This window comes from Kaustia mangrovi (assembly GCF_015482775.1).
In the GTDB taxonomy this organism is placed as follows: domain Bacteria; phylum Pseudomonadota; class Alphaproteobacteria; order Rhizobiales; family Im1; genus Kaustia; species Kaustia mangrovi.
Window position 1 is genome coordinate 998,307 of sequence record NZ_CP058214.1, and the last position, 24,875, is coordinate 1,023,181.

The 24,875-nt window shown below is 67.9% G+C and carries 24 protein-coding genes and 2 pseudogenes; 12 read left to right on the forward strand and 14 right to left on the reverse strand.

From position 1 onward, the window contains the following. Positions 1-21: 21 nt before the first annotated feature. Positions 22-972 (reverse strand): histone deacetylase family protein, encoded by a 951-nt coding sequence (locus tag HW532_RS04770; protein WP_213163306.1) that lies wholly within the window; start codon positions 970-972, stop codon positions 22-24. Positions 973-1,033: 61 nt separating this feature from the next. Beyond that, positions 1,034-2,821: an acyl-CoA dehydrogenase family protein gene (locus HW532_RS04775; protein ID WP_213163307.1), complete on the reverse strand. Its 1,788-nt coding sequence runs from the start codon at positions 2,819-2,821 to the stop codon at positions 1,034-1,036. Between the two features lie 162 nt (positions 2,822-2,983). On the opposite strand from HW532_RS04775, the gene HW532_RS04780 reads away from it, so the two are divergent. From HW532_RS04780 to HW532_RS04790, 3 genes are read left to right on the forward strand one after another with little or no spacing between them, the layout of a single operon-like run. Further along, positions 2,984-3,934 carry an L-threonylcarbamoyladenylate synthase gene (locus tag HW532_RS04780; RefSeq protein WP_246479553.1) on the forward strand — a complete coding sequence of 317 codons (951 nt, stop codon included), beginning with the start codon at positions 2,984-2,986 and terminating at the stop codon, positions 3,932-3,934. A gap of 44 nt (positions 3,935-3,978) precedes the next feature. Beyond that, positions 3,979-5,421, forward strand: coding sequence for an FAD-binding oxidoreductase (locus HW532_RS04785; RefSeq protein ID WP_213163309.1), 1,443 nt, complete (start codon positions 3,979-3,981; stop codon positions 5,419-5,421). A gap of 19 nt (positions 5,422-5,440) precedes the next feature. After that, on the forward strand, positions 5,441-5,920 hold the full coding sequence (locus tag HW532_RS04790; protein ID WP_213163310.1) for a GNAT family acetyltransferase: 480 nt from the start codon (positions 5,441-5,443) through the stop codon (positions 5,918-5,920). Here HW532_RS04790 and HW532_RS04795 read toward each other — a convergent pair. Then, positions 5,902-6,585, reverse strand: coding sequence for an SOS response-associated peptidase (locus HW532_RS04795; RefSeq protein ID WP_213163311.1), 684 nt, complete (start codon positions 6,583-6,585; stop codon positions 5,902-5,904). The two genes, HW532_RS04790 and HW532_RS04795, sit on opposite strands and share 19 nt — an antisense overlap. Before the next feature lie 89 nt (positions 6,586-6,674). Between HW532_RS04795 and HW532_RS04800 the strand changes: the two genes are divergently transcribed. Together HW532_RS04800 and HW532_RS04805 are read left to right on the forward strand one after the other, a co-directional pair. Next, complete coding sequence (locus tag HW532_RS04800) at positions 6,675-7,094, forward strand: NUDIX hydrolase (RefSeq protein ID WP_213163312.1); 420 nt, start codon at positions 6,675-6,677, stop codon at positions 7,092-7,094. Positions 7,095-7,214: 120 nt separating this feature from the next. Then, positions 7,215-7,475, forward strand: coding sequence for a hypothetical protein (locus HW532_RS04805; RefSeq protein WP_213163313.1), 261 nt, complete (start codon positions 7,215-7,217; stop codon positions 7,473-7,475). Positions 7,476-7,522: 47 nt separating this feature from the next. Here the strand turns inward: HW532_RS04805 and HW532_RS04810 are convergent, their stop codons facing one another. Further along, a complete protein-coding gene (locus HW532_RS04810) occupies positions 7,523-8,182 on the reverse strand; it encodes a LysE family translocator (protein ID WP_213163314.1) in 660 nt (219 codons plus the stop codon). Positions 8,183-8,191: 9 nt separating this feature from the next. Further along, entirely contained in the window at positions 8,192-9,178 is a 987-nt protein-coding gene (gene acuI / locus HW532_RS04815; protein ID WP_213163315.1) for an acrylyl-CoA reductase (NADPH), read from the reverse strand. Positions 9,179-9,301: 123 nt separating this feature from the next. On the opposite strand from acuI, the gene HW532_RS04820 reads away from it, so the two are divergent. Next, on the forward strand, positions 9,302-10,021 hold the full coding sequence (locus HW532_RS04820; protein ID WP_213163316.1) for a hypothetical protein: 720 nt from the start codon (positions 9,302-9,304) through the stop codon (positions 10,019-10,021). Between the two features lie 51 nt (positions 10,022-10,072). Here HW532_RS04820 and HW532_RS04825 read toward each other — a convergent pair whose 3' ends face one another. Next, the gene (locus tag HW532_RS04825; RefSeq protein ID WP_246479554.1) at positions 10,073-10,576 is read right to left on the reverse strand and encodes a tautomerase family protein; all 504 of its coding nucleotides are present in this window, start codon (positions 10,574-10,576) and stop codon (positions 10,073-10,075) included. A 2-nt stretch (positions 10,577-10,578) separates the two neighbouring features. On the opposite strand from HW532_RS04825, the gene HW532_RS04830 reads away from it, so the two are divergent. Continuing rightward, complete coding sequence (locus tag HW532_RS04830) at positions 10,579-11,451, forward strand: LysR substrate-binding domain-containing protein (RefSeq protein ID WP_246479555.1); 873 nt, start codon at positions 10,579-10,581, stop codon at positions 11,449-11,451. Between the two features lie 9 nt (positions 11,452-11,460). On the opposite strand, the gene HW532_RS04835 is transcribed toward HW532_RS04830, so the two are convergent. Then, the gene (locus HW532_RS04835) at positions 11,461-12,801 is read right to left on the reverse strand and encodes a dihydroorotase (protein ID WP_213163317.1); all 1,341 of its coding nucleotides are present in this window, start codon (positions 12,799-12,801) and stop codon (positions 11,461-11,463) included. Between the two features lie 87 nt (positions 12,802-12,888). Here HW532_RS04835 and HW532_RS22515 point away from each other — a divergent pair. The 5 genes and pseudogenes from HW532_RS22515 to HW532_RS04855 all read left to right on the forward strand — a co-directional run. Beyond that, positions 12,889-13,161 (forward strand): annotated as a pseudogene (locus tag HW532_RS22515) (CAF17-like 4Fe-4S cluster assembly/insertion protein YgfZ); the annotation flags it as partial. 44 nt (positions 13,162-13,205) lie between these two features. Then, on the forward strand, positions 13,206-13,796 hold the full coding sequence (gene ygfZ / locus HW532_RS22520) for a CAF17-like 4Fe-4S cluster assembly/insertion protein YgfZ (protein ID WP_425491946.1): 591 nt from the start codon (positions 13,206-13,208) through the stop codon (positions 13,794-13,796). Continuing rightward, positions 13,793-14,410, forward strand: a complete 618-nt coding sequence (locus HW532_RS04845; protein ID WP_213163319.1) for a DNA-3-methyladenine glycosylase I — start codon at positions 13,793-13,795, stop codon at positions 14,408-14,410. The genes ygfZ and HW532_RS04845 overlap by 4 nt, the downstream gene beginning before the upstream one ends. An 8-nt stretch (positions 14,411-14,418) precedes the next feature. Continuing rightward, complete coding sequence (locus tag HW532_RS04850) at positions 14,419-15,027, forward strand: HD domain-containing protein (RefSeq protein WP_213163320.1); 609 nt, start codon at positions 14,419-14,421, stop codon at positions 15,025-15,027. A gap of 16 nt (positions 15,028-15,043) precedes the next feature. Then, positions 15,044-15,556 carry a tyrosine phosphatase family protein gene (locus HW532_RS04855; protein ID WP_213163321.1) on the forward strand — a complete coding sequence of 171 codons (513 nt, stop codon included), beginning with the start codon at positions 15,044-15,046 and terminating at the stop codon, positions 15,554-15,556. A 24-nt stretch (positions 15,557-15,580) separates the two neighbouring features. On the opposite strand, the gene HW532_RS04860 is transcribed toward HW532_RS04855, so the two are convergent. The 7 genes and pseudogenes from HW532_RS04860 to HW532_RS04890 all read right to left on the reverse strand — a co-directional run bounded on the left by HW532_RS04860 (position 15,581) and on the right by HW532_RS04890 (position 24,801). Continuing rightward, complete coding sequence (locus tag HW532_RS04860; RefSeq protein ID WP_213163322.1) at positions 15,581-16,423, reverse strand: branched-chain amino acid aminotransferase; 843 nt, start codon at positions 16,421-16,423, stop codon at positions 15,581-15,583. Positions 16,424-16,604: 181 nt separating this feature from the next. Beyond that, a pseudogene (locus tag HW532_RS22525) lies at positions 16,605-16,991 on the reverse strand (cell wall hydrolase); the annotation flags it as partial. A 729-nt stretch (positions 16,992-17,720) separates the two neighbouring features. Next, on the reverse strand, positions 17,721-20,402 hold the full coding sequence (ppdK, locus tag HW532_RS04870) for a pyruvate, phosphate dikinase (protein WP_213163324.1): 2,682 nt from the start codon (positions 20,400-20,402) through the stop codon (positions 17,721-17,723). 139 nt (positions 20,403-20,541) lie between these two features. Then, entirely contained in the window at positions 20,542-22,626 is a 2,085-nt protein-coding gene (glyS, locus tag HW532_RS04875; protein ID WP_213163325.1) for a glycine--tRNA ligase subunit beta, read from the reverse strand. Continuing rightward, entirely contained in the window at positions 22,619-23,569 is a 951-nt protein-coding gene (locus HW532_RS04880) for a glycine--tRNA ligase subunit alpha (RefSeq protein WP_213163326.1), read from the reverse strand. The genes glyS and HW532_RS04880 overlap by 8 nt, the downstream gene beginning before the upstream one ends. A gap of 129 nt (positions 23,570-23,698) precedes the next feature. Further along, positions 23,699-23,890: a hypothetical protein gene (locus tag HW532_RS04885; protein WP_213163327.1), complete on the reverse strand. Its 192-nt coding sequence runs from the start codon at positions 23,888-23,890 to the stop codon at positions 23,699-23,701. Positions 23,891-23,907: 17 nt separating this feature from the next. Next, positions 23,908-24,801, reverse strand: coding sequence for a S49 family peptidase (locus HW532_RS04890; RefSeq protein WP_213163328.1), 894 nt, complete (start codon positions 24,799-24,801; stop codon positions 23,908-23,910). Positions 24,802-24,875: the final 74 nt, after the last annotated feature.

Consider the following 24,875-nt stretch of genomic DNA (forward strand, 5'->3'; position numbering starts at 1 on the left):
GTTCCTAGCCCTTCGCGTGCGTCAGTCGATCTCCCAGCCGCCGCCCGAACCGTGGATCAGCGCCTGGATATGGCAGCCTACCGAGCTTGCCAGCGAGCGCAAGTCGTAGCCCCCTTCGAGCACCGAGATCAACCGCCCATCGGCATGCTTGTAGGCAAGCTCCATGAGTTGGAGGGTGATCCAGACGAAATCCTCTTCCGTCAGGTTCAGGCTCGCGAGCGGATCGCGCGAATGGGCGTCGAAGCCGGCGGAGACGATCACGAAGTCCGGCTCGAAGGCGTCCGCCGCCGGCAGGACGCGCGACAGCATGGCCTCCCGGAAATGGTCGCTGCCGTCGCCTGCCCGCAACGGCGCGTTGACGATATTGCCAACCCCCGTCTCCGTCATCGCACCCGTGCCCGGGAAAAGCGGTGCCTCGTGGGTGGAGGCATAGAAGGCGTCGGGAAGCGACCAGAAGATATCCTGCGTGCCGTTGCCGTGATGGACGTCGAAATCGATCACGGCCACCCGCGCCGCGCCATGGACCCTGTTGGCGTAGAGCGCGGCGATGGCCGCGTTGCTGAACAGGCAGAACCCCATGGCACGCGCCGCCTCGGCGTGATGCCCCGGCGGGCGGACGGCACAGAAGGCGTTATCCGCCTCGCCGGCGAAGACCGCATCGACCGCCCTCGTGGAGGCGCCGACCGCGCGCATCGCCGCCTCCAGGCTCTTCGGCGACATCCATGTGTCCTCGTCGATCCGCTCCAGGCCCTCCTCCGGCACCGCCTGCTCGATCCGGGCGACATAGTCTTCCGGGTGGGCGAGAAGGACATGCTCGCGCAGGCCCTCCGGCGCCTCCTCGCGCTCAAGCGCGTCGAAATGGGGATTGGCGAGAATCTTGTCGATGGCGCGCAGCCGGTCCGGCCGCTCGGGATGCCCCTCCGGCGGCTCATGCTCGATGCACACCGGATGGGTCAGCAAAAGCGTACTCATGGGGCGGCGTTCCCTCCCTCCCGTCCCTGTCCGGGGAATAGTGGCAAGACCGTAGCGGCTTTCAGGCCCCGTCCGCAACCATGGCCGGCGAGTCCGCGCCAGTCTCCACCAGGACGTCCGCCCCGTCGCGCACCACCTGCGAAAGGCTCAGCGTTTCCGGCAGATGGCGCTCGGCGAAATAGCGCGCGATGCGGATACGGGCATCGCCGCTCCCCGAGCCCTTCGCCCCGAGCGCGCCCCTGGCGAGATAGGCGCCGCCGCTCGCCAGACCGAACAGCTTCAGATAGGGCACGGCGCCGGCAAGCGCGAGGTCGGCATCGTCGCCGAGCGCACCCAGCAGCCACTCCGTCGCCTCCTCCAGCGCGTCGAGCGCCATGTCGAGGCGTGCGGCGGTCTCCCCGAAGCCGGGGGTGTTGGAGGCGGCGACCTCGCGGGCGATCTCCTTAAGCGACGCGATATGGGCACGCACGGTCTCGCCGCCCTCCATCGTAACCTTGCGGGTCACGAGATCGATGGCCTGGATACCGTTCGTTCCCTCGTAGATCGGCGTGATCCGCGCATCGCGATAATGCTGTGCGGCGCCCGTCTCCTCGATGAAGCCCATGCCGCCATGAACCTGGATGCCGGTCGAGGCGACCTCGACGCCGGTGTCGGTGCCGAAGGCCTTGGCGACCGGCGTCAGCAGCGCGCACAGGGCGGCATTGGCCCGCCGTTCCCCCTCGTCGCGCCCATGGGTGGAGAGATCGAGCGCGCGGGCCGTCACGAAGCAGATCGCCCGGGCCGCCTCGGTGCGCACGCGCATGTCCATCAGCATGCGCCGGACATCCGGATGTTCCACGATGGCGGCGAGCCCGTCGCCGCCGGGCCGCTTGCCCTGCCGGCGCTCCCTCGCATAGGCGAGCGCCTGCTGGGTCGCACGCTCGGCGACCGCGACGCCCTGCATGCCGACATGGAGGCGGGCATTGTTCATCATCATGAACATGTGATGGAGGCCGCGATTCTCCTCGCCCACGAGCCAGCCGACCGCGCCCTCCGCCTCACCGAAGGCCATGGTGCAGGTGGGCGAGCCGTGAATGCCGAGCTTGTGCTCCAGCCCGGCGCACTGGACGTCGTTGCGCTCGCCCAGGCTGCCGTCCTCGTTCACCAGCACCTTCGGCACGAGGAACATGGAAATCCCCTTGGTGCCGGCCGGCGCGTCCGGCAGGCGGGCCAGCACGAAATGCACGATATTGTCGGTGAGGTCGTGCTCGCCATAGGTGATGAAGATCTTGGTGCCGCGAATGCGGTAGGTACCGTCGCCGGCGGGCTCCGCCTTGGTCTTGATGAGGCCGAGATCGGAGCCGGCCTGCGGTTCGGTCAGCACCATGGTGCCGGTCCATTCGCCCGTCGCGAGCTTCGGCAGGTAGCGCGCCTTCAGCGCGTCGCTGCCGAAGGCGTTCAGGGCCTCCGCCGCACCCTGCGTCAGGAGCGTGCCGATACCGAAGGCACTCGCCGCGGTGTTCCAGAGCTCCTGGACAGCAAGGCCGAGCGACACGGGCAGCCCCTGCCCGCCATACTCCGCCGGACACGGCAGACCGCCCCAGCCGGCCTCGACCCACTGCGCATAGGCCTCCTTCCAGCCCGGTGCCGTGGTCACGCTGCCATCCGGATTGCGGGTCGCCCCGGTCTCGTCGCCCACCCGGTTGATCGGCGCCAGCACCTCGCCGGCGAACCGGCCGGCCTCCTCCAGGATCTGCTCCACGAGGTCGGAAGACAGATCGGCGAACACGCCATCCTCCACGAGCCCGGAGAACCCGGCAATATCGTTCAGCACATGGGTCAGGGATTCGGTCTGGGGACGATAGGACATGAGGCTCTCTGCAACTCCGCTTGACCGCGACACGCGCCGCGCGCTACGCAGCAATCGGCGCGTTCTCGCCATTTGTTCCCGAGACTGTATAGCCCGGACCCGACGCGTCAATCGGCAAAACCACGCAACCGCGATGCAGGAGCGCCTGCGCCCTTGAGGCCCGTGACCGTCACCGAAGAGGATATCGACCGTGCCGCCGCGGCGCTGAAGCGCGGCGAGCTCGTCGCCTTCCCGACCGAGACGGTCTACGGGCTCGGCGCGGACGCGACCTCCGACACGGCGGTCGCCGCCATCTTCGCCGCCAAGAAGCGCCCCCGCTTCAATCCGCTGATCGTCCATGTCGCCTCGCTGGAGGCCGCCATGGCACTCGGACGGTTCGACGCGGACGCGCTCGCGCTCGCCCGCGCCTTCTGGCCCGGACCGCTGAGCCTGGTCGTGCCGCGCAGCGCCGGTTGCGCGGCGTCGCTGCTCGTCTCCGCGGGGCTCGACACCATCGCGCTGCGCGTGCCGGCCCATCCGGTCGCCCAGGCGCTGATCGCGGCGTCGGGCCTGCCCATCGCCGCGCCGAGCGCCAATGTCAGCGGCCGCATCAGCCCGACGACGGCGGCCCATGTGCGCGAAAGCCTCGGCGATGCCGTGGCCGTCATTCTCGACGGCGGTCCGACCTCGGTTGGGCTCGAATCGACGGTCGTCGCCTGTCTCGGCGGCCCTGCGCGCCTGCTGCGCCCGGGTGGCGCGGAACGGGCGCACATCGAGGCGGTGCTCGACCGCCAGATCGAAAGCCCCGGGGGCGACCCGGAGCGACCGGCCAGCCCCGGCCAGATGGAAAGCCATTATGCGCCCGCGGCAGGCGTCCGGCTGGAGGCGCGAACGGTCGCGCCCGGCGAGGCGTTGCTGGCCTTCGGGCCGAAGGTCCCGCCCCATGACGGGCCGATGCGCAACCTCTCCCCCTCCGGCGATCTCAACGAGGCGGCGGCCAATCTCTTCCGCTTTCTCCACGAGCTCGATACCGAACGCGTCGGCACGATCGCCGTCATGCCGATCCCGCGCGACGGGCTTGGCGAGGCGATCAACGACCGCTTGCGCCGCGCCGCCGCGCCGCGCCCCGAATGAACCCCGTCGACCCACCGGCCGGACCGGCCTATCCTGCACCCGCCATGAACACCCATAAGAACCGCCACCCCGCCCCCTCCGACGACACGCTCGCCCGCCTCGCCGCCGTGGTCGGCGGCCCCCATGCCCTCACCGCGCCGGAGGACATGGCGGCCTATCTGACCGAGCAGCGCGGCCTCTTCGGCGCGCGCGCGGCCATGGTCCTGCGCCCGGGCTCGACGGAGGAGGTCTCCGCGATCATGAGGATCGCCCACGAGACCGGCACGGCCATCGTGCCCCAGGGCGGCAATACCGGGCTCGTCGGCGCCCAGGTCCCCTTCGAGGGCGGCAACGAGGTCATCCTGTCGCTCGGACGTCTGAACCGCATCCGCGAGGTCGACGCCGCCGACAACACAATGACGGTCGAGGCGGGCTGCATCCTCGCCAATATCCAGCGCGCAGCCGACGAGGCGGACCGCCTGTTCCCCCTCAGCCTCGGCTCGGAGGGCACCTGCCAGATCGGCGGCAACCTCTCCACCAATGCCGGCGGCACGGGCGTGCTCGCCTATGGCAATGCGCGCGACCTCGTGCTCGGACTGGAAGTGGTGCTCGCCGACGGGCGCGTCTGGAACGGGCTGAGGAAGCTGCGCAAGAACAATACCGGCTACGACCTGAAGCAGCTCTTTCTCGGCGCGGAAGGCACGCTCGGCATCGTGACGGCGGCGGTGCTCAAGCTGTTTCCGAAGCCGCAAGACCATGCGACGGCCTTCGTGGCGATCCCCGCCCCGCACTCGGCCCTCGATCTCCTCGCGCTCGCCAACACGATGAGCGGCGGCGGGGTCGTGGCGCTGGAGATCCTGCCGCGCATCGGGCTCGACTTCACCATCCGCCATGGCGGCGCGCGCGACCCGCTCGGCGAACCGCATGACTGGTACGTACTGATCGAGCTTGCCGGCGGCGAGGAGGAAGGCGCGCTCCAGCCCCTGATGGAGGACATTCTCGCCCGCGCCTTCGAGGAGGGGCTCGTGCTCGATGCCGCGATTGCCGCCTCCGGCACCCAGCGCCGCGAGCTCTGGCATATCCGCGACCTCATGTCGGAGGTGCAGAAACCCGAGGGCGGCTCGATCAAGCACGACGTCTCCGTGCCCGTATCGCACATCCCCGCCTTCCTCGACGAGGCGACGGCGGCGGTCGAGACGCTCATTCCCGACGCCCGCGTCGTCGCCTTCGGCCATATCGGCGACGGCAACATCCACTTCAACGTCTCCCAGCCGGTGGGCGCCGACACACAGGCCTTTCTCGCCCGCTGGGACGAGGTGAATCGCACGGTGCACGACATCGTCCTCGGCCATGGCGGCTCGGTCAGTGCCGAGCACGGTATCGGCCGGCTGAAGCGGCACATCATGCCGGAGATCAAGGACCCGCTGGAGCTGGAGATGATGAAGGGCCTCAAGCAGCTCTTCGATCCCGAGGGCATCCTGAACCCCGGCAAGATGCTGCCGGACTGATCGGAGCGGACAGATGGCCATGAGCACGGACACCCTTACCTTCCGGCCCATCGAGGACGGCGACATCGAGGACGTCGTCGCGCTGTGGCAACGCTGCGACCTGACGCGTCCCTGGAACGATCCGGCGAAGGACATCGCCTTCGCCCGCGCGCAACCCAATGCCGATATCCTCCTCGGCATCCTGGACGGCCGTATCGCCGCCTCCGTCATGGTCGGCCATGACGGCCACAGGGGCATCGTCTATTACGTCGCCGTCGATCCCGATCACCGCCGCAAGGGCCTCGGCCGACAGGTCATGCAGGCGGCGGAAGCCTGGCTCGTCGAACGCGGTGTCTGGAAGCTCAATCTCGTGGTCCGCCCCGAGAACGAGGGTGTGCGCAGTTTCTACGAGCAGCTCGGCTACGAGGTCGAGCCGCGCCTCAACATGGCGCGGCGCCTGATCGACCAGGATACGGACCGGGACGGGAAAGGCAGACCGGCCTACAGCAGCGACAGCTGATCGCTCTGCGCCGCGGGCTCCCTCCCCGCCGCGCGCTTCGGGCGGGAAAGGTCGACCGGCTCCGGCGCGAAGAACGCTCCGCCGGCGCGGTTCAGGAGGCGGGTGGCCTCGGTTGCGGACACTGACTCCGTGTCGAGCCAGGCCGCGAAATCCTGTTCCAGGATCACGGCGGGCATGCGCGGATGGATCTCGGACAGGCGGTCGTTGGCCGCAGTGGTGACGATGGCCGCGCTTTCGAGCACGTCGCCGTCGGGCGAACGCCACGTCTCCCACAGCCCGGCCATGGCGAACAGCGTAGCGCCCCCGGAGCGGGCGACGCTGTAGGCCTGCTTCCGGCCCGGCGCGTCGCCATGCCATTCATAAAAGACGCTCGCCGGCACGAGGCAGCGGCGACGGCGCATGGCGTCGCGGAAGGACGGCTTGTCGAGCACGCTTTCCGCGCGCGCATTGATGAGCGGCTTGCCCGTGCCGACCTCCTTCGCCCAGGATGGCACGAGCCCCCAACGCACCATCACAGCCTCGCGGCCCTCGCCGGCGCGCCTGCAGATCGCGATGGCAGAGCCTGGCGCGATGAAGTCGCGCAGCCCCTCTTCCGGAACGTTTTCGCACCCCAGAAGCTCCGCCACGTCTTCCGGAACGGCGCTCAGGCTGTAGACTCCGCACATTGCTGTCCTCCACCGCGAATCGGCCCGACTGCCGCTCCAGTCTAGAATGACCGGCGGACCATGAGAAACAGCCCCATGCGAGACGTCTCATGACGACAGAGCCCGCCCCCCGCCTCGCCGTCAGCGCCTGTGTCTGGCACGGCGACCGTGTCCTCCTCGCGCGCCGCGGCAAGGAGCCTGCCCGGGGCCTGTGGAGCCTGCCAGGTGGCCATGTCCACTGGGGCGAGACACTTCTGGAGGCCGCGCGGCGCGAGCTCGCCGAGGAGACCGGCGTCACCGCAGGCCTCGACTGCCCCGCCCGCTGCATCGACATCATCCGGCGCGGCGGCGACGGCCTCGTCTCCCACCATTACGTGCTGGCGGTCTTCTCCGGCCCCTGGCTTGCTGGCACTGCGCGCGCCGGCGACGACGCCGACGCCGTCCGCTGGGTACGGCCCGACGAGATCCCCGGCCTTCCCATGACGGAGGGGACCGCAGAGGTCATCGCGGACGTTCTCCGCGCGCGTTAACCGTTCGTTCAACTCCCGGCTGCCGAAGCGCGCCAGTGTGGTAAAACGGCAATGGGACGCGCCGGCGAGCTCATGCAGCCGACCGTTCCTTGAGGAATCAGGGCTTCAGACCGGATGACCATGGGCAGGCTTCACACACACCCCGCATTCTTTCACGGCGATGCCGACGACCGGCGGATCGCGCTGCGCTACCTTCTCGAAGCCTGGGAGGAGGCCGTCATAGACGGCATAGACTGCGACAATCTCGCGACCGCGGCGATCTTCGCCGCCCTGAGCGACATGGTTGCCGTCTATGGCGAGGAGCCGGTCGCGCGCATGGCCGAGGAGCTCCCCCGGCGCATCCGGCACGGCGAGTTCACCGTGCACCGCACCACGCAATAGACCGGAAGAGCCCGGAACCGGCGGCACCCCCGCATGGGGGCCGATCCTCACCCCCTCCAGTATTCCCACGAGCTGTGGATCAGGACAAACAGGCCGAAGGCGAGGATGACCCCGCCGGAGACGTGATTGATCAATTTCAGCGCCTGCGTGGTCAGATGCTCCCGGAACCACGTCACGATGCCCGACAGGAGCATCCACCAGATCAGGCTGCCGAGCATCACCGCGCCTACGAGCGTCGCCGCGCCGTCATAATCCCCGGGCCTGCTGGCGAGACCGCCCACTGACGAGAAGATGAACAGGAAGCCCATCAGCGTGGCCGGGTTGGTGACGGTGAGCAGGAAGGTCGTTCCGAACTGGGCGACGTGATTGCCGATCTCCGCCGCCGCCCCGTTGCTGTTGTTGACGGCGAGCGCGCGGGGGTCGGGATGGGCGAAGAAGGTCCTGATGCCGAGGAAGGCCAGAAAGCAGCCACCGACCAGCGACAGTGCCTGCTCGTAGGATATGATGAGCTCGGAGATGGCCGTCAGGCCGAAGCCGGCGACGACGGCGAAGAAACCGTCGCCGAACACGGCGCCGAGCCCTGTGGAGACCCCCTTCCGGAACCCGCCGCGCAAAGCGTTACGCAGCACCATCACATTGATCGGCCCGATCGGCGCCGCGACGGCCATGCCGATGCCGATGCCACTTACAACGAGGTCCCACTTCATCTAGCGTCTCTACAGATCGACCACGATCCGGCCTCGCACCTTGCCCGCCACGATATCGGCAGCGGCGTCAGGAACGTCCTCCAGGGCAATGTGGGAGGAGAGGCTGTCCAGCGTGTCGAGATCGAGGTCGCGCTCGAGCCGCTTCCAGGCCTCCAGCCGTTGCGGGCGCGGACGATAGACGGAATCGACGCCGATCAGGCGCGCGCCGCGCAGGATGAAGGGCGCGACCGAAGCCGGCAGGTCCATGCCCTGGGCGAGCCCGCAGGCCGCGACCGCACCGCCATATTCCATCTGGGAGAGCAGATTGGCGAGCGTCGTGGAGCCCGCCACATCCACCGCGCCGGCCCAGCGCGCCTTGGCAAGCGGCTTGACGGGGCCCGAGAACTCGTCGCGGTCGATGACCGAGGAGGCGCCGAGCGACTTCAGATAGTCTTCCTCCTCGGTGCGCCCGGTGGAGGCGACGACCGTGTAGCCGAGCCTGGCGAGGATCGAGATCGCGACCGAACCGACGCCGCCGGCCGCCCCCGTCACCACCACTTCGCCGCTTGCCGGCGACACGCCCTGCTCCTCCAGCGCCATGACGCACAGCATGGCCGTGTAGCCCGCCGTGCCGATGGCCATGGCCTGCGCGGTGGAGATTCTGTCCGGCAGCGGCACCAGCCATTCGCCGGGGACGCGCGCGCGCTCCGCATAGCCGCCATGGTGCTTCTCGCCAACGCCCCAGCCATTGAGCACCACCCGGTCGCCCTCGCGGTAGTCGGCATGGTCGGACTTCGTGACCGTACCCGCGAAATCGATCCCCGGAACAAGGGGATATTTGCGGATGATGGGCCCCTTGCCCGTGACTGCCAGGCCGTCCTTGTAATTGACGGTGGAGTGCTCCACGGCCACAGTAACCGAACCGTCCATGAGCTGGTCTTCGGTGAGTTCGGTGAAGGAGAGCGTCTGGCCGTCTTCGGATTTGTCGATCAGGATCGCCCTGAAGGTGTCGCTCATCTCTGAAAGGCCCCTCGTCTTGGACGTGAATGATTCGCGGAACGGGGTGACCGGTCCGGGTGCAGGAGTCCCGACCGGCTTATAACATGGCAGCATCGAAATGCCATTGAGGGAGGCGTTAACGTGATCTCGGCAAGACGTCCAGCCCGCAGCGGGCTTGCTGCTGGCCTGCTCGCACTGTGCGCCGTCGCCTTCGCCCCGCCGACGGACGTGGCCGCCGCGGAAACCACGACCTCCAAGGGCGACCGCCTGCCAGCGACGAGCGACACGAAGTCCGATGCCGCCCCGCAACCGGCGGACCGGCTGGCGCCCCAACAGGGCAAGTCCGACCCGCAGTCGGAGACCGCCGGGACGCAAGAGGCCGCATCCGGCGGCGGCCTGCCGCCGGTTCACTATTCGACCGACGCCCTGCCCGAGCGCGTGCTCAATACCCGCAACGCCCTCCTCCACGCGGCGAGCACCGGCGAGATCGAGAATCTGCGCGCCGTCATCGAGCAGAACGAGCTGATGCCGATGGTCAGCTTCGGCGGCGCCGCCGACCCCATCGCCTACTGGAAGGAGATCTCGTCGGACGGCACGGGCCGCGACGTGCTCGCCGAGCTCATCAAGGTGCTCACCTCCGGTTTCGTGCTCATGGAGCCCGGCACCGACCGCGAGATGTTCATCTGGCCCTATCACTACGCCTACCCGCTGGACAGGCTGACGCCGGCGCAGGAGGTCGAACTCTATCTGCTGATCACGCCGGAGGAACGCGAGAACATGCTGCGCGCCGGCAGCTATCTCGGCTACCGCGCCGGCATCGGCCCCGACGGCACGCTGCATTTCTTCATCGCGGGGGATTAGATCAGACGATCTTGAATGGGGCTCGATAGAGGATCAATGATTTGATCTGCTTCAAAAGGTCAGGACGGCCGGGCCGGTCTTGCGACGATGCTCCTGGGAGAGGCCGTCATATCCCCAGCTATCGGCGGCCAGCTCATGCACGACCACATAGGTCGCGACCGGCAGATCGGACCCGAGAACATCCTTGAGAAGCTTTGCGGCAGCAGCGATGAAGCGCGACTTCTCCTCCGCCGTGTTGGTGCCCTCGGTCACTTTCACATCGAGATGGCCCGCTACCCGAACCGGTTCGGCCCCTACCGTCCAAGCGTCGGCGGGGACTTGCTCGACCAGAACGGCGGTGAGCTCCCGCTTCTTGCGCATGACGGTTGCCATAAGGCGGGTGGCCTCGTCCTGCACATGACGAACCTGCTCCGGCGTGAGCGCCATTCCCGCGATTTTGATGTGAACGAAGGGCATTTTCACACTCCCTGACTGCTGGTTGACGGTCGGAGTATCGCCAACCATAATTATTTCGAAAATCTCAAAAATATGAACAAACAATTTGGCAAAACTCAATCATGACCGTTCGCACCAATTTCGACATGGATGTGCTGCGGACCTTCGTGACGGGAACCGCGCTCGGCAATTTCGCCAAGGCGGCCGAGCGGCTCGGCCGGTCTCCTTCGGCCATCAGCCTTCAATTGAGGAAGCTGGAGGTCCAGGCCGGTCAGGCCCTGTTTGAGAAGCAGGGACGCGGCCTCGCCCTCACCGAGGCCGGCGAAGTCATGTTGCACTATGCACAGCGCATTCTCGAGTTGAACGACGAGGCGACCGCACGGCTCCAGGCCCTGGAAGAGATGGAAGGCTGGGTTCGCATCGGCGTGCCGCAGGACTTTGCGGAAACATGGCTTCCGAACCTGCTTGGCCGTTTCGCGCGCGCCCATCCGAAGCTGCGCGTCGAGGCCAGGGTGGATCGAGGCTCGCATCTGATTAAAGGGATCGAGACCGACCGGCTCGATCTGGCACTGACATGGGGAGGGCTGCGAAGCCGTCACGACCAGGTGGTGGCACGGCGCAGCATTATGTGGATCGGTCGAGCCGGTTTCGAGCACGACCGTCGCGAGCCGCTGCCGCTCGTCGCCTTCGATCCGCCCTGCGCATTCAGAACCGCCGCTCTGGAGGCACTCGACGGGAACCGAATCGCTTGGCGACACGCCTTCGCCAGCCCGAGTCTCGCGGGCTTGTGGGCGGCCACCACTGCCGGGCTGGGCGTCACGGCCAGAACGGTCGATGGCCTGCCGGAGCCTCTGACGCCCCTCACCCCGGAAGATGCGGGCCTTCCGCCGTTGGGCGAAATCGATCTGGTTCTCCGTACATCGAGATCCGAGCCGCACGCGCCGGTCGCACAGCTGTGCGCTCTCATTCGGGAAGCGCTGGCCTCTCGCTCATGAACAGTCGTCTTACGCCGGTCCCGCCAAGGCCTCCATGAAGCGCACCGGGGCCGCCTCCGGCCGGTCCACGATCTCGTCCTCCCACATCACCCGGCGGCCGCGCACGAAGGTGCCGGCAGGCCAACCCGTCACCGTGCGGCCGGCAAACGGCGTCCAGCCGCATTTGCTGGCGATCCAGTCGTCCGTGATCTCGCGGCGCCTCTTCAGGTCGACCACCGTGATATCGGCATCGTAGCCCATGGCAAGACGGCCCTTGCCGGCGATCTGATAGACGCGCTGGGGCCCATGGCAGACGAGATCGACCAGGCGTTCCAGGCTCAGCCGCCCGGCATTCACATGATCGAGCATGACCGGCAGGAGCGTCTGCACGCCCGGCATGCCCGACGGCGAGGACGGATAGGCCTTCCCCTTGTCGGAGAGGAGATGCGGCGCGTGGTCGGAGCCGATCGTGTCGAACAGCCCGTTCGCCAGCGCCCGCCAGAGCGCGTCCTGATGGGCACGCTCGCGGATCGGCGGGTTCATCTGTGCCCTGGTGCCGAGGCGCTCGTAGTCCTCCGGCCCGAATAGGGTGAGCTGCTGGGGCGTGACCTCCGCCGTTACCACGTCCTTGTGGGCGGCAAGGACCGGGATCTCCTGCTGCGTCGTCACATGGAGCACATGGACGCGCCGGCCGGTCTCGCGGGCAAGCGCGCAGAGGCGCTCGGTGCCGAGCCTGGCGGCTTCCGCATCGCGCCAGACATAATGGCTCGACGGGTCGCCTTCGCGCACGTGGCCGGCACGCGCCTGGAGGCGATACTCGTCTTCGGCGTGAAACGCCGCGCGCCGCCGGATGACCGACAGGATGCGCCGCACCCCCTCGTCGTCCTCCACGAGCAGGTCGCCGGTCGAGGCGCCCATGAACACCTTCACGCCCGCGCAGCCGGGCAGCATCTCCAGCTCGCCGAGCGCATTGGTGTTCTCGCGCGTCGCCCCGACATAGAAGGCGAAGTCGCAAAAGGCCTTGTCGCGCCCGCGGCGGACCTTGTCGGCGAGCGCGTCCTCGCTGGTCGTCGACGGTCTCGTGTTCGGCATCTCGAAGACCGCCGTCACGCCGCCGAGCACAGCCGCGCGGGTGCCCGATCCGAGATCCTCGCGATCCTCCGCCCCCGGCTCGCGCATATGCACATGGCTGTCGATCACGCCGGGCAACACATGGAGGCCGGTGCAGTCGACCACCTCGCCCGCCGCGGCTGCATCGAGCGCGCCGATGGCCGCGATCCGGCCGTCCGTCACGCCGACATCGCGCAGGCCCGTGCCATCCTGATTGACGACCGTGCCGCCCTTGAAGATCAGGTCATAAGTCTCAGCCATGCGTTCGATCTCCTTGAAGCCCGCACCGGGCTTACGTAAATGTAGCCGTGAACGCAAGATCGCGGTTTCGCTCACCCAGGGGATCCCATGGGCGCTTCTCATATCACCGAACTTCGCCGGCGCACGGCCGTCGCTCTCTCCGGGCCGGAGGCGCGCGCCTTCCTGCAGCGCATCCTGACGAGCGACATCGACGCGGTCTCCCAAGACCGCGCGGCCTACGCCGCTCTGCTGACGCCGCAGGGCAAGATCCTCTTCGACATGTTCGTCGCGCAGGCCGGCGACCGGTTCCTCGTGGATTGCGCGGCGAGCCAGAAGGACGAGCTCGTCAAGCGCCTGACCTTCTACAAGCTACGCGCGCAGGTCGATATCGAGGATATGGGCAGCGACCATGCCGTGGCGGCCATATGGGGCGACGACGCACAGCCCGACCCCGGCGCCGCGGCCGGCGAGCTCGGCCTGTATGCCTTCGCCGACCCCAGGACGCCCGAGGCCGGCCTCCGGGTCGTCGCGCCGCGCGCCTCGCTCGACCGGCTTGCCGGCCTCTTCGGCGCGGAGCCGGCCGACGAGTTGTCCTACGACCGCCACCGCATCGCGCTCGGTCTCGGCGACAGCGATGCCGATATCGGCTCGGGCCGCACCTTCCCCACGAGGCCAATCTGGACCAGTTCGGCGGGGTCGATTTCACCAAGGGCTGCTATGTCGGCCAGGAGGTCGTCTCGCGCATGCAGCATCGCGGCACGGCACGCAAGCGCATCCTGCCTGTGCGTTTCGACGGGGCACCGCCGGCGGAGGGCGCCGAAATCGTGGCGGACGGCAAGAGCCTCGGCACCATGCTGTCGGGCGTGGAGGGCATGGGGCTCGCGCTCCTGCGGCTCGACCGGATGGAGGTCGCCTTCGCGGACGGCGCAGCCCTGAGCGCGGACGGCAAGGCACTGGTTCCCATGCGCCCCGGATGGGCACGTTTCCCCGTTCCCGGCACCGGTGTCGACGCATGAGCGCCGTACATTCGCTCATCACCCATGAGGACGGTCTCGCCCGCTGCGGCTGGCCGGGCACCGACCCGCTCTATGTCGCCTATCACGACGAGGAATGGGGGGTTCCGGAATGGGACGACCGGGCGCTCTTCGAGAAGCTGATCCTCGACGGGTTCCAGGCCGGGCTCTCCTGGATCACCATACTGCGCAAGCGCGACGCCTTCCGCGAGGCCTTCGACGGGTTCGAGCCGGAGCGCATCGTGCGCTATGACGCAGACAAGGTGGCCCGGCTCATGGAGGACAAGGGGATCGTGCGCAATCGCGCCAAGATCGAGGCCACGGTCACCAATGCCCGTGTCTGGCTCGACATCCAGGAGCAGCAGGGCTTCTCGGCCTATCTGTGGGGCTTCGTCGATGGCGCCCCAATCCAGAACAGCTTCCGCACCCTCGGCGAGGTTCCGGCGGAGACGGCGGAGAGCCGCGCCATATCGAAGGACCTCAAGGCCCGCGGCTTCCGGTTCTGCGGGCCGACCATCGTCTATGCCTTCATGCAGGCGGTCGGCATGGTGAACGACCATCTCACCTCCTGCCACCGCCACGGACCCTGCGCCGCTCTCGCGCGCAAGGCCGGCTGACCGCCTCCATGGCCCCGCGCAAGGACAAGCCGCCGCGTGCCTGGCAGCGCATGCTCTCCGGGCGCCGGCTCGACCTCCTGAACCCCTCGCCCCTCGACATAGAGATCGACGATATCGCCCACGGGCTCGCCCGGGTTGCCCGGTGGAACGGGCAGACGGACGGCCATCACGCCTTCTCCGTCGCCGAGCACTGCGTGCTCGTCACCGCGCTCGCCGCCCATTTCGACCCGAAGCTCGACCGGCGCTGGCGGCTGGCCGCGCTGCTTCATGACGCGCCGGAATATGTCATCGGCGACATGATCAGCCCGTTCAAGGCCGCACTCGGCCTCGACTACAAGGCCTTCGAGCACCGGCTCCTGGCGGCAATCCATGTCCGCTTCGGCCTGCCCGCGGAGCTTCCTGACAAGGTAGCCACGCTCATCAAGCGTGCCGACCGGGCCTCCGCCTTCCTGGAGGCCACCCAGCTCGCCGGCTTCGGCGTGAAGGAGGCGGCGGAGTTCTTCGGTCGCCCGCGCGGCCTCACCGGCCCCGGATCGGACCGCTTCCGGGCTCTTGTCCCCTTGCCTCCCGACAAGGCCAAGGCGCAATATCTCAAGACGTTCCAGAAACTCCAGTGATCGCCCGCAGGACCCCATGCCGAGACTGATCGTTTCCCCGCTGAGCGCCGTCGACGCGATTTCGCGCGAGCACCGGCCAAGCCATCTGGTGAGCCTGCTCGGGCCCGATTCGGACATGCAGCGTCCGGACGGCATCGCCCCGGAGAACCATCTCAGCCTCGTCTTCAACGATATCTCGACGCCGATCGCCGACCTCATCGCGCCGACGGAGGCCCATGTCGACCGGCTCATCGCCTTCCTTACCGACTGGGATCGCGGACAGCCGATGCTGATCCACTGCTGGGCGGGCATCAGCCGCTCGACCGCGGCGGCCTATATCGCGCTGTGCCTTCACCGCCCGGATGACGACGAGACGGAGCTCGCCCGCCTGCTGCGCCGGGCGTCGCCGACGGCGACGCCCAATCCGCTCATGGTGGCACTCGGCGACATCGCGCTCGACCGCGACGGCCGCATGGTCGATGCCATCGACACGATCGGGCGCGGCGCGGAGGCCTGGGAAGGCAAGGTCTTCACACTGCCGCTCGCCTGAGGGAGACAGCCCCTCAGGGCGGGTTTACACCGCCTCGCCGTGAGACCAAGCCCAGTAGAGTTCGCGGGCGCGCGCGGAGACGGGGCCCGGCTGGAGATCGCGCTCGTCGATCCGGGTGATCGGCATGACCTTGCCCCAATTGCCGGTGGAGAACAGCTCGTCGGCCTCCTGCAGATCGCGATAGGTCAACGTGCGTTCGTGCACGGTCACGCCGATCCGGGTCAGCAGGTCGATCACCCGCTGGCGCGTGATACCGTTGAGGAAGGTCCCGTTGGGCACGGGTGTGTGGGCCTCGCCGTCGCGCACCATGAAGATGTTGGCCGTGGCGAGCTCGGCGACATTGCCGAGCGGGTCGCACATCACGGCATTGTCGAAGCCGCGCCCGCGGGCGTCGCGCAGCGCGCGGCCGGAATTGGGATAGTGGCAGGCCGCCTTGGCCGAGGTCGGCGCCATTTCCGCACCCGGCCTGCGGAACGGCGACAGGCAGACGGAAAAGCCCGACGCGTCCGGCATGGGCGACTCGTAGATGCACAGGCAGAAGCGCGTCGTCTCCGGGTCGTTGTCGACGAAACCGCCATCCGCCCAGTACATGGGCCGGATATAGAGCGCTGAGTCCTTCGGGAACTTCGCCACGCCCTCCGTCGCGATCTCCACCAGCTCGCCCGGCGAATGGAGGGTCTTGAGCCCCATCGCCCCGACCGATCTGACCATGCGTCCGCAATGGCGGTCGAGATCGGGGGTCACCCCCTCGAAGGCGCGCGCGCCGTCGAACACGGTGGAGGCCAGCCAGGAGGCATGGGTCATTGGCCCCATCAGCATGGGATTGCCCTCGACCCATTTGCCGTCGACGAATGTCCACACTTGCATGATGTTCAACCTCCCGGCATGTGACCAAATCCGGCAGGCTGCCCCGGCCATGGGGGCTGATTCCGTCGGACCGTGAGACCGACTCTAATCAGGCCGCAGAAGACTGTCCATCAATGCGGATTGGCCACCGGACGGTCAGGTCCGATGGCGGCCTCTTCGCACGGACACCGGCAGCGAAGCCTTATGAGTCGTTGTAGAAGATGTGCCGGCCGATCTTGACCACCCGCTTCATGAAGCGGGCCCAGCGCGGCTGGACGTAATCGGCATGATAGTTCAGCACGCCGTCCATATTGGCGACGGAAAGCTGTCCGTCGAGCGCCTCGCTGGCCAGCGCGCGCGCCTTGGTCCAGGCCGGTCCGGCCTTCGGGCGGTCGGGCTTGCCGTCGCAGGCAAAGGAGAACTGGCAGGCGTTGAGCTTGTCCTGGTTCTGGAAGACCACCCCGCACACGGTGCTCGGATATTCCGGATCCTTGACCCGGTTCATGATCACCTTGGCGACGGCCTTCTGACCGAGTTCCGATTCCGAACGCGCCTCGAAATAGATGGCCCGCGCGAGACAGCTTTCCTCCGCGGCGCGGCGCTTACGCGCGGCGATCACCTGCTTGCGCGTCTCCTGCCCGCGCTCGAACATGTCGTCGAGCTTGGCCACCGCCGGGGAATAGATCACGGACTCGCCGGCTTCCAGCCGCGATTCGGCGGATGGCAGGCTGACCATCGTGGTGCGCAGATCGGCCCTGAACTGCTCGATGACCGCCTGCTCGGCGATCATCGGCACGTCACGGGTTGTCTCGAGGGGATCGGAGGAATGAAGGAGGGAGGCTTTGCGGATGATCGTGGTCGGCTGCTCGACGACCTCGGACCATTCCGATCCCGGTGCACCGCGCGCCGAGGCGTTCTGCCCGAGATAGTGTCCGATAAAGGCGACGCCGCCGATGAGTGTGATGCCGGCGAGGATATAGGGCACGATTCGCGTCGCCTGCCCCTTGCCAGGTTCAGGTTCGGCTACCCCGTAAAACTCGTCTGCGCCTTCCTGGTCGCGCCAGAAGCCAGTCACGCGAACTCCCCCGCTCCGACCGATTTCCCTCAAGCCACCGGACCCCGATGGCTTACCGATCATGTCCTGAAGCCGTTTAGCATAGGTTAACCATAGCCGCAACCAAACCGCCAGCCCTATTTTTTCAATTGCCACAGCAAGTTGGTGGGGTGGTTAATGCACGAAAATGCGGGCGGCACGCAGCATCCGCCCGCATCGGGAAGGCTATGGAGAGCATATGTCGCGCGCCGCCTGGCGCGCGGGCTACAGCTTGCCGGCGGCGACGGCCTGGGCCGCGGCCAGCCGCGCGATCGGAACGCGGAAGGGCGAGCAGGACACATAGTCGAGCCCGATCTCCTCGCAGAACCGGATCGAAGCCGGATCGCCGCCATGCTCACCGCAAATGCCGAGCTTGATGTCGGCACGCTGGGCGCGCCCGCGCTCCGCGGCGATCTGCACCAGCTCGCCGACCCCCTCGCGGTCGATGGAGACGAAGGGATCGGTCTCCAGGATGCCCTTCGCGGTGTAGTCCGACAGGAACCGTGCGGAATCGTCGCGGCTGATGCCGAAGGTCGTCTGCGTGAGATCGTTGGTGCCGAAGGAGAAGAACTCCGCGGTCTCCGCGATATCGCCGGCGCGCAGGCAGGCCCGCGGCAGCTCGATCATGGTGCCGATCAGATAGGTCAGCGCCTTGCCGGTCTCCGCCTGCACCCGCTCGGCGACCTGAACGATGCGCTCCTTCGTCATGTCGAGCTCGGCGCGCGTGGCGACCAGCGGCACCATGACCTCGGGCGTCACGGGGCTGCCCGTGCGCTCCGCCGCCTCGATGGCCGCCTCGAAGATGGCGCGCGCCTGCATCTCCGCGATCTCCGGATAGGTGATGGCGAGCCGCACGCCGCGATGGCCGAGCATGGGATTGAACTCCTTCAGCTCGCCGACACGCGCCCTCAGCACCTCCGGATCCGCTCCGAGGCCCTTCGCAACCTGCGCGATCTCCTCGTCGGAGTGCGGCAGGAACTCGTGCAGCGGCGGGTCGAGCAGGCGGATGGTGACCGGCAGCCCGCCCATGATCTCGAACAGCTCCACGAAATCGGCGCGCTGCATGGGCAGGATCTTCTGCAGCGCCTCGCGGCGCCCCGCCTCCGTGTCGGCGAGAATCATCTCGCGCACCGAGACAATGCGGTCTTCGTCGAAGAACATATGCTCGGTTCGGCACAGCCCGATGCCTTCCGCGCCGAACTCGCGTGCGGTGCGGGCATCCGTCGGGGTCTCAGCATTGGCGCGCACCTTCAGCCGGCGCACCTCGTCGGCCCAGCCCATGAGCTTGGCGAAGTCGCCGGAGAGCTCCGGCTTGATGGTGGGAACCGCGCCCCTCATCACCTGGCCGGTCGAGCCGTCGATGGTGACGATGTCGCCCTTCCGCAGCGTCGTGCCGGCCGCGACGAGCTCCTCCTTCGCATAATCCACGCGCACGCCGCCCGCGCCCGAGACGCAGGGCTTGCCCATGCCGCGCGCGACGACGGCGGCATGGCTCGTCATCCCGCCGCGCGTGGTGAGAATGCCTTCCGCGGCGTGCATGCCGTGAATGTCCTCCGGGCTCGTCTCCACGCGCACCAGAAGCACCTTGCGGCCGAGCGAGCGCAGATGCTCCGCCTCGTCGGAATCGAACACGATCTCGCCGCTCGCCGCCCCCGGAGAGGCCGGCAGGCCCGTCGCGAGAACCTCGCGGTCCGCCTCGGGATCGAGCGTCGGGTGGAGAAGCTGGTCGAGGGAGGACGGCTTGATGCGGCCAAGCGCCACCTCCTTGGAGATCAGACCTTCATCGACCATGTCGACGGCGATCTTGAGGGCGGCGCGCGTCGTGCGCTTTCCAGACCGCGTCTGCAGCATCCAGAGCTTGCCCTCCTGGATGGTGAATTCGAGGTCCTGCATGTCCCGGTAATGGGCCTCCAGGCGCTCATAGATCGCGGTGAGCTCCTTGAAGGGCCCGGGCATGACGGCCTCGAGCGAGGGCATCTCGGATTTCGAGTCGATCCGCGCCGCCTCCGTGATGCTTTGCGGCGTGCGGATGCCGGCCACCACGTCCTCGCCCTGCGCATTGACCAGGAACTCGCCATAGAGCTCCTTCTCGCCGGTCGAGGGGTTGCGGGTGAAGGCCACGCCCGTGGCGCTGGTGTCGCCCATATTGCCGAACACCATGGCCTGCACATTGACGGCCGTGCCCCAGTGGTCGGGAATGTCGTGCAGGGTGCGGTAGGTCACCGCGCGCGGGTTCTGCCAGGAGCCGAACACCGCCCCGATGGCGCCCCAGAGCTGCTCGTGCACATCCTGCGGGAAGGGCTGGTCCTGCTCCTCCGCGACGATGGCCTTGTAGCTCTCGATGACGGTCTGCCAGTCCTCGGCGCCGAGCTCGGTGTCGAGCGTGAAGCCGTTGCGCTCCTTGTAGGTCTCCAGCGCCTCCTCGAACAGCCCATGGTCGACGCCGAGCACCACGTCGGAATACATCTGGATGAAGCGGCGATAGGAATCGAAGGCGAAACGGCGGTCGCCGGCCTTGCTGGCGAGCCCCTCGACCGTCTCGTCGTTGAGGCCCAGATTGAGCACCGTGTCCATCATGCCCGGCATGGAGGCCGGCGCACCGGAGCGCACCGAGACGAGCAGCGGATGCGCGGGGTCGCCGAAACGGGCGCCGACCTGCTCGCCGACCGCCTCGAGCGCGCCCGTCACCTCCCGGTCCAGCCCGTCCGGATAGGTCCGGCCGTTGCGGTCGTAGAAGTTGCAGACATCCGTCGTGATGGTGAACCCGGGCGGCACCGGCAGGCCGAGATTGCACATCTCCGCGAGGTTCGCGCCCTTGCCGCCGAGCAGCTCGCGCATATCCGCCGTGCCGTCGGCGGCCCCGTCGCCGAACCGGTAAACCCACTTACGCGTGGTCGTCGCCGTCATTGCAAATCCCTCTTCACCACGTTCACAGCGCCGGCGCCGCCGGCCGGACAGCCCCTGCGAGACTCCACATGCACCGAGCGCAATCCAGGATCATGCTGCACCGCAATATGGCAAGAGCGGGACAATCGCGCCCAAAGGATCATCCCTCGATCCTGGAAAACTCCGCGACGGCCCGCGTCGCCGCGCGAATCCGGCTCAAGAGCCGGAGGCGATTGTCGCGCAGGGCCTCGTCGTCCGCATTCACCGTCACCGCATCGAAAAACGCATCGACCGGCGAACGCAGCGTCGCGATGGCCGCCATGGCGGCCTCGAAATCCTCCGCGGCGACCGCGTCGGCCGCACGCGTCTCCGCCTCGTCGATGGCGGAGGCCAGGGCGCGCTCCTCATCCTGCGCAAAGAGCGCCGGATCCGGCGCACCGTCATGGGAGCGCCCGTCCTTCTTCTCCTCGATCCGCAGGATGTTGCCGGCGCGCTTCACGCCGGCGAGCAGGTTCGCCCCGTCCTCGGTCTCCAGGAATCGCCCAAGCGCCTCCACCCGGCGCACGATCATGAGGAGATCGTCCTGCCCGCCGAGCGCGAACACCGCATCGATGAGATCGTGCCGCGCGCCCTGATCGCGCAGATAGACCTTCAGCCGGTCGGCGAAGAAGTCGAGGAGGTCGGCGGCCAATGCGTCCCGTCCCCCCTCGCCCGCCGGCACGCCTTCGTGTGCGGTCGCCAGCGGCAGGAGCCTGAGGCGCAAGCCGCCTTCCAGCACGATGCGGATAATGCCGAGCGCCGCCCGGCGCAGCGCGTAGGGGTCCTTGGAGCCGGTCGGTTTCTCGCCGATCGCCCAGAAGCCGACCAGCGTGTCGAGCTTGTCGGCAATGGCGACGGCCTGGGCCACCGCGCTTAAGGGCAGGGCGTCGGACGGCCCCTGCGGGCGGTAATGCTCCGCCACCGCGTCGGCGACCTCCGCGTCGATGCCCTGCTCGAGCGCGTAATACCGTCCCATCAGGCCCTGAAGCTCCGGGAACTCGCCGACCATGCCGGAGACGAGATCGGCCTTGCAAAGCCGCGCCGCCAGCATGGCCTTCTCCGGATCCGCGCCGATCGCGCCCGCGATCTCGCCGGCAAGCGTCTCGACCCGCGCCACCTTCTGCGCCATGGAGCCGAGCTCCTCGTGGAAGCGCACGGCGGCAAGGGCCCCGGTCATCTCCTGAAGCGGCGTCGCGCGGTCGGTGTCCCAGAAGAAGCGGGCGTCGGAGAGCCGCGCGGCGATCACCCGGTCATTGCCCTCGACGATCTTGCGGCCGCCGTCGCGCGCCTCCAGATTGGACACGAGGATATAGCGGTTCGACAGCGCCGCCCCGCCGAACGGGGCCGTGCGGTCGGGATCGTTGAGCGCGAAGCACTTCTGGTGGGCCTTCAGCGCCGTGACGATCACCTCCGGCGGCACGGCGAGGAACGCCTCGTCGAACCGTCCCATCAGGGTGACCGGCCATTCGGCAAGCCCCGCATTCTCCGCGATCAGCGCCTCGTCCTCGATCAGCTCCAGCGATTGCGCGAAGGCGAGATTGCGCGCCCCGTTGCGGATCGCCTCGGCGCGCTCTTGCGAATCGAGAACGACGCGGGCCGCCTTGAGCGCCGGCTCGTAGTCGTCGAGCCTGGCCGCCTCCAGCGGCTCCGGCGCCATGAAGCGATGGCCGTATGTCGTCCGCCCCGACACGATGCCGGCAATCTCCAGCGGCACCGTCTCGCCGTCGAAGACGCACAGGATGGAGTGCAGCGGGCGCACCCAGCGCAAGTCTCCGGTGCCCCAGCGCATGGATTTCGGCCACGGGAACTTGCGGATCACGTCCGGCACGAGTTCTGCGACGATCTCTTCCGCCGCCCGTCCCGGCCGCTCGATCACGGCGACGTAGTAGGCGCCCTTCTTGTCCTCGCGCGTCTCGCAATCGTTAAGCGTCAGGCCGCCGAGCGAGCCCAGGAAGCCCTCTATGGCCTTCTCCGGCGCGCCGACGCGCGGGCCCTTGCGCTCCTCCCTGCGGTCGGGCTGGCGGCCGGGCAGCCCCTGGACGGAGAGCGCCAGCCGGCGCGGCGTGGCAAATCCCCGGGCGCCCTCATAGACGAGCCCCTCCGCCACCAGCGCATCGGTCACCAATTGCCTGAGGTCGTCCGCCGCCTTGCGCTGCATGCGCGCGGGGACCTCCTCGGAGAACAGCTCCAGAAGCAGCTCAGGCATGGTCCGCCCCTCCCCCGGCCGTCTTGAGCCAGGCGGCGGCGCAGCCCTTGGCGAGTTCGCGCACGCGCAGGATGTAGGATTGCCGGTCGGTCACCGAGATCACGCCGCGGGCATCGAGAAGGTTGAAGATGTGGGAGGCCTTGATGCATTGGTCATAGGCCGGCAACGCCATCAGATGGCGCTCATCGCCCGCCTGCCCCGCCTCCAGCAGCGAACGGCATTCCCGCTCCGCATCCTCGAAATGGCGGAACAGGATCTCCGTGTCGGCATGCTCGAAATTGAAGCGCGAATATTCCTGCTCGGACTGCAGGAAGACGTCGCCATAGGTCGTGCGCTCGGCGCCGTCGCGGCCGTTGAAGTTGAGATCGTAGACATTGTCCACGCCCTGCACATACATGGCCAGCCGCTCCAGCCCGTAGGTCAGCTCGCCGGAGACGGGCGAGCAGTCGAAACCGCCGACCTGCTGGAAATAGGTGAACTGCGAGACCTCCATGCCGTCGCACCACACCTCCCAGCCGAGCCCCCAGGCGCCCAGCGTCGGGCTCTCCCAGTCGTCCTCAACGAAGCGGATATCGTGGTTTTCCGGGTCGATGCCGATGGCATAGAGGCTGTTGAGATAGAGGTCCTGGAGATTATCCGGCGAGGGCTTCAGGATCACCTGGAACTGGTAATAGTGCTGAAGCCGGTTCGGGTTCTCGCCATAGCGCCCGTCGCCGGGCCGCCGGGACGGCTGGATATAGGCCGCACGCCAGTGCTTCGGGCCGAGCGCGCGCAGCGTCGTCGCGGGATGGAACGTGCCCGCGCCGACCTCCATGTCGTAGGGCTGGAGAATGACGCAGCCCTGCTCCGCCCAGTAGCGTTGCAGCGTGAGGAGCAGCCCCTGGAAGGAGCGCTTGGGAGAAAGAAAGGATTCGGTCTCGACCGAGATATCGGTGGCGCGCATCTGTCGCAAGTATTGAAGCCCGGCCGGCGGGAGCGCCGGGGTGCGGGCGGTGTCTGGATGCGGCGCACACTAGGCAGGAGCACGGCGACCGTCAACAGGCGTCGCCGCCGCAATTCGCCGGCCCGATCCTCACCCCTCGTCGGAGGGGCGGTAGACGCCGGTGCGCGGGTCCTGCCTGAGGACGGGAAGCTCGCGTCCGCGCCCGCTGCGCGGATCGCGCCGGACGGTCTGGCGCGCGCGGCGCGCGCCGTCGGCGAGCCGCCGCATGGCCATGAGGGCAAGGCCCGCAGCAAGAGCGATCAGGATGGCACGGATCAGCATGGTATCAGGACCTCCGACTACAATCCGAAGCGCGACCACAATGCGCGCGTTTCAAGGGCCGCTATCGCATCTTCCGCGATCGAGCCGCCGCCGTCCATATCGAAACCGGCCAGCCGCCCGCCCATGCGAGGCAGGCTCAACCGTCTGAGGAGGCCGCGCTCGCGGCCAACCGGCCGGAAGACGACCTTGTCGCCGAACTTCGCCTCGATCACCTGGCGCATGTCGCCGAGCCCGTCGACGAGCCCCAGATCCACCGCCTTGACGCCGGACCAGAAGGCGCCGGTGAACAGATCCCCGTCATCGGCCTTCAGCCGCGCGCCGCGCCGGGTGGCAACCGCCGCCTTGAAGGTCTCGTGCACGTCTTCCTGCACCGATTTGAGACGCGCCACGTCCTCCGGCTTCTCCGGCTGGAACGGATCGAGCGTCGACTTGCTCTCGCCCGCCGTATGGACACGCCGCTCCACGCCGAGCTTGTCGATGGCCTTCACGAAGCCGAAGCCCGCCGAGATGACGCCGATGGAGCCGACGATGGAGCTCGGATCGGCATAGATCTCGTCGCCGGCCAGCGCGATGAAATAGCCGCCGGACGCCGCGACGTCCTCCGCGAAGACGAAGACCTTCCGGTCGTGCTTTTCCGCCAGCGCCCGGATGCGGTTGAAGATGAGATTGGACTGGACCGGCGATCCGCCCGGCGAATTGACCAGGATCGCGACCGCTGCCGCGCCCTTGACCTTGAAGGCGCGCTCCAGCGCCGGATTGACCGATTCGAGCGTCAGGCCGGGACGCAGCGGGGCGCCCATGCCGATCGTTCCGGCAAGCCGGACCACCGGCACCACCGGCCGCTTTCGCCGCCAGCGCGCGGGCACGATGCCCGCAAGCCGGGACAGGAAGGTTCCATCGCGTTCATTCATGGCCCGAATGACATAGGATGACCGGCCGGGGCGCGCAAGGCAGCGCCAAGATTATACGTTCGCGCAACAATATT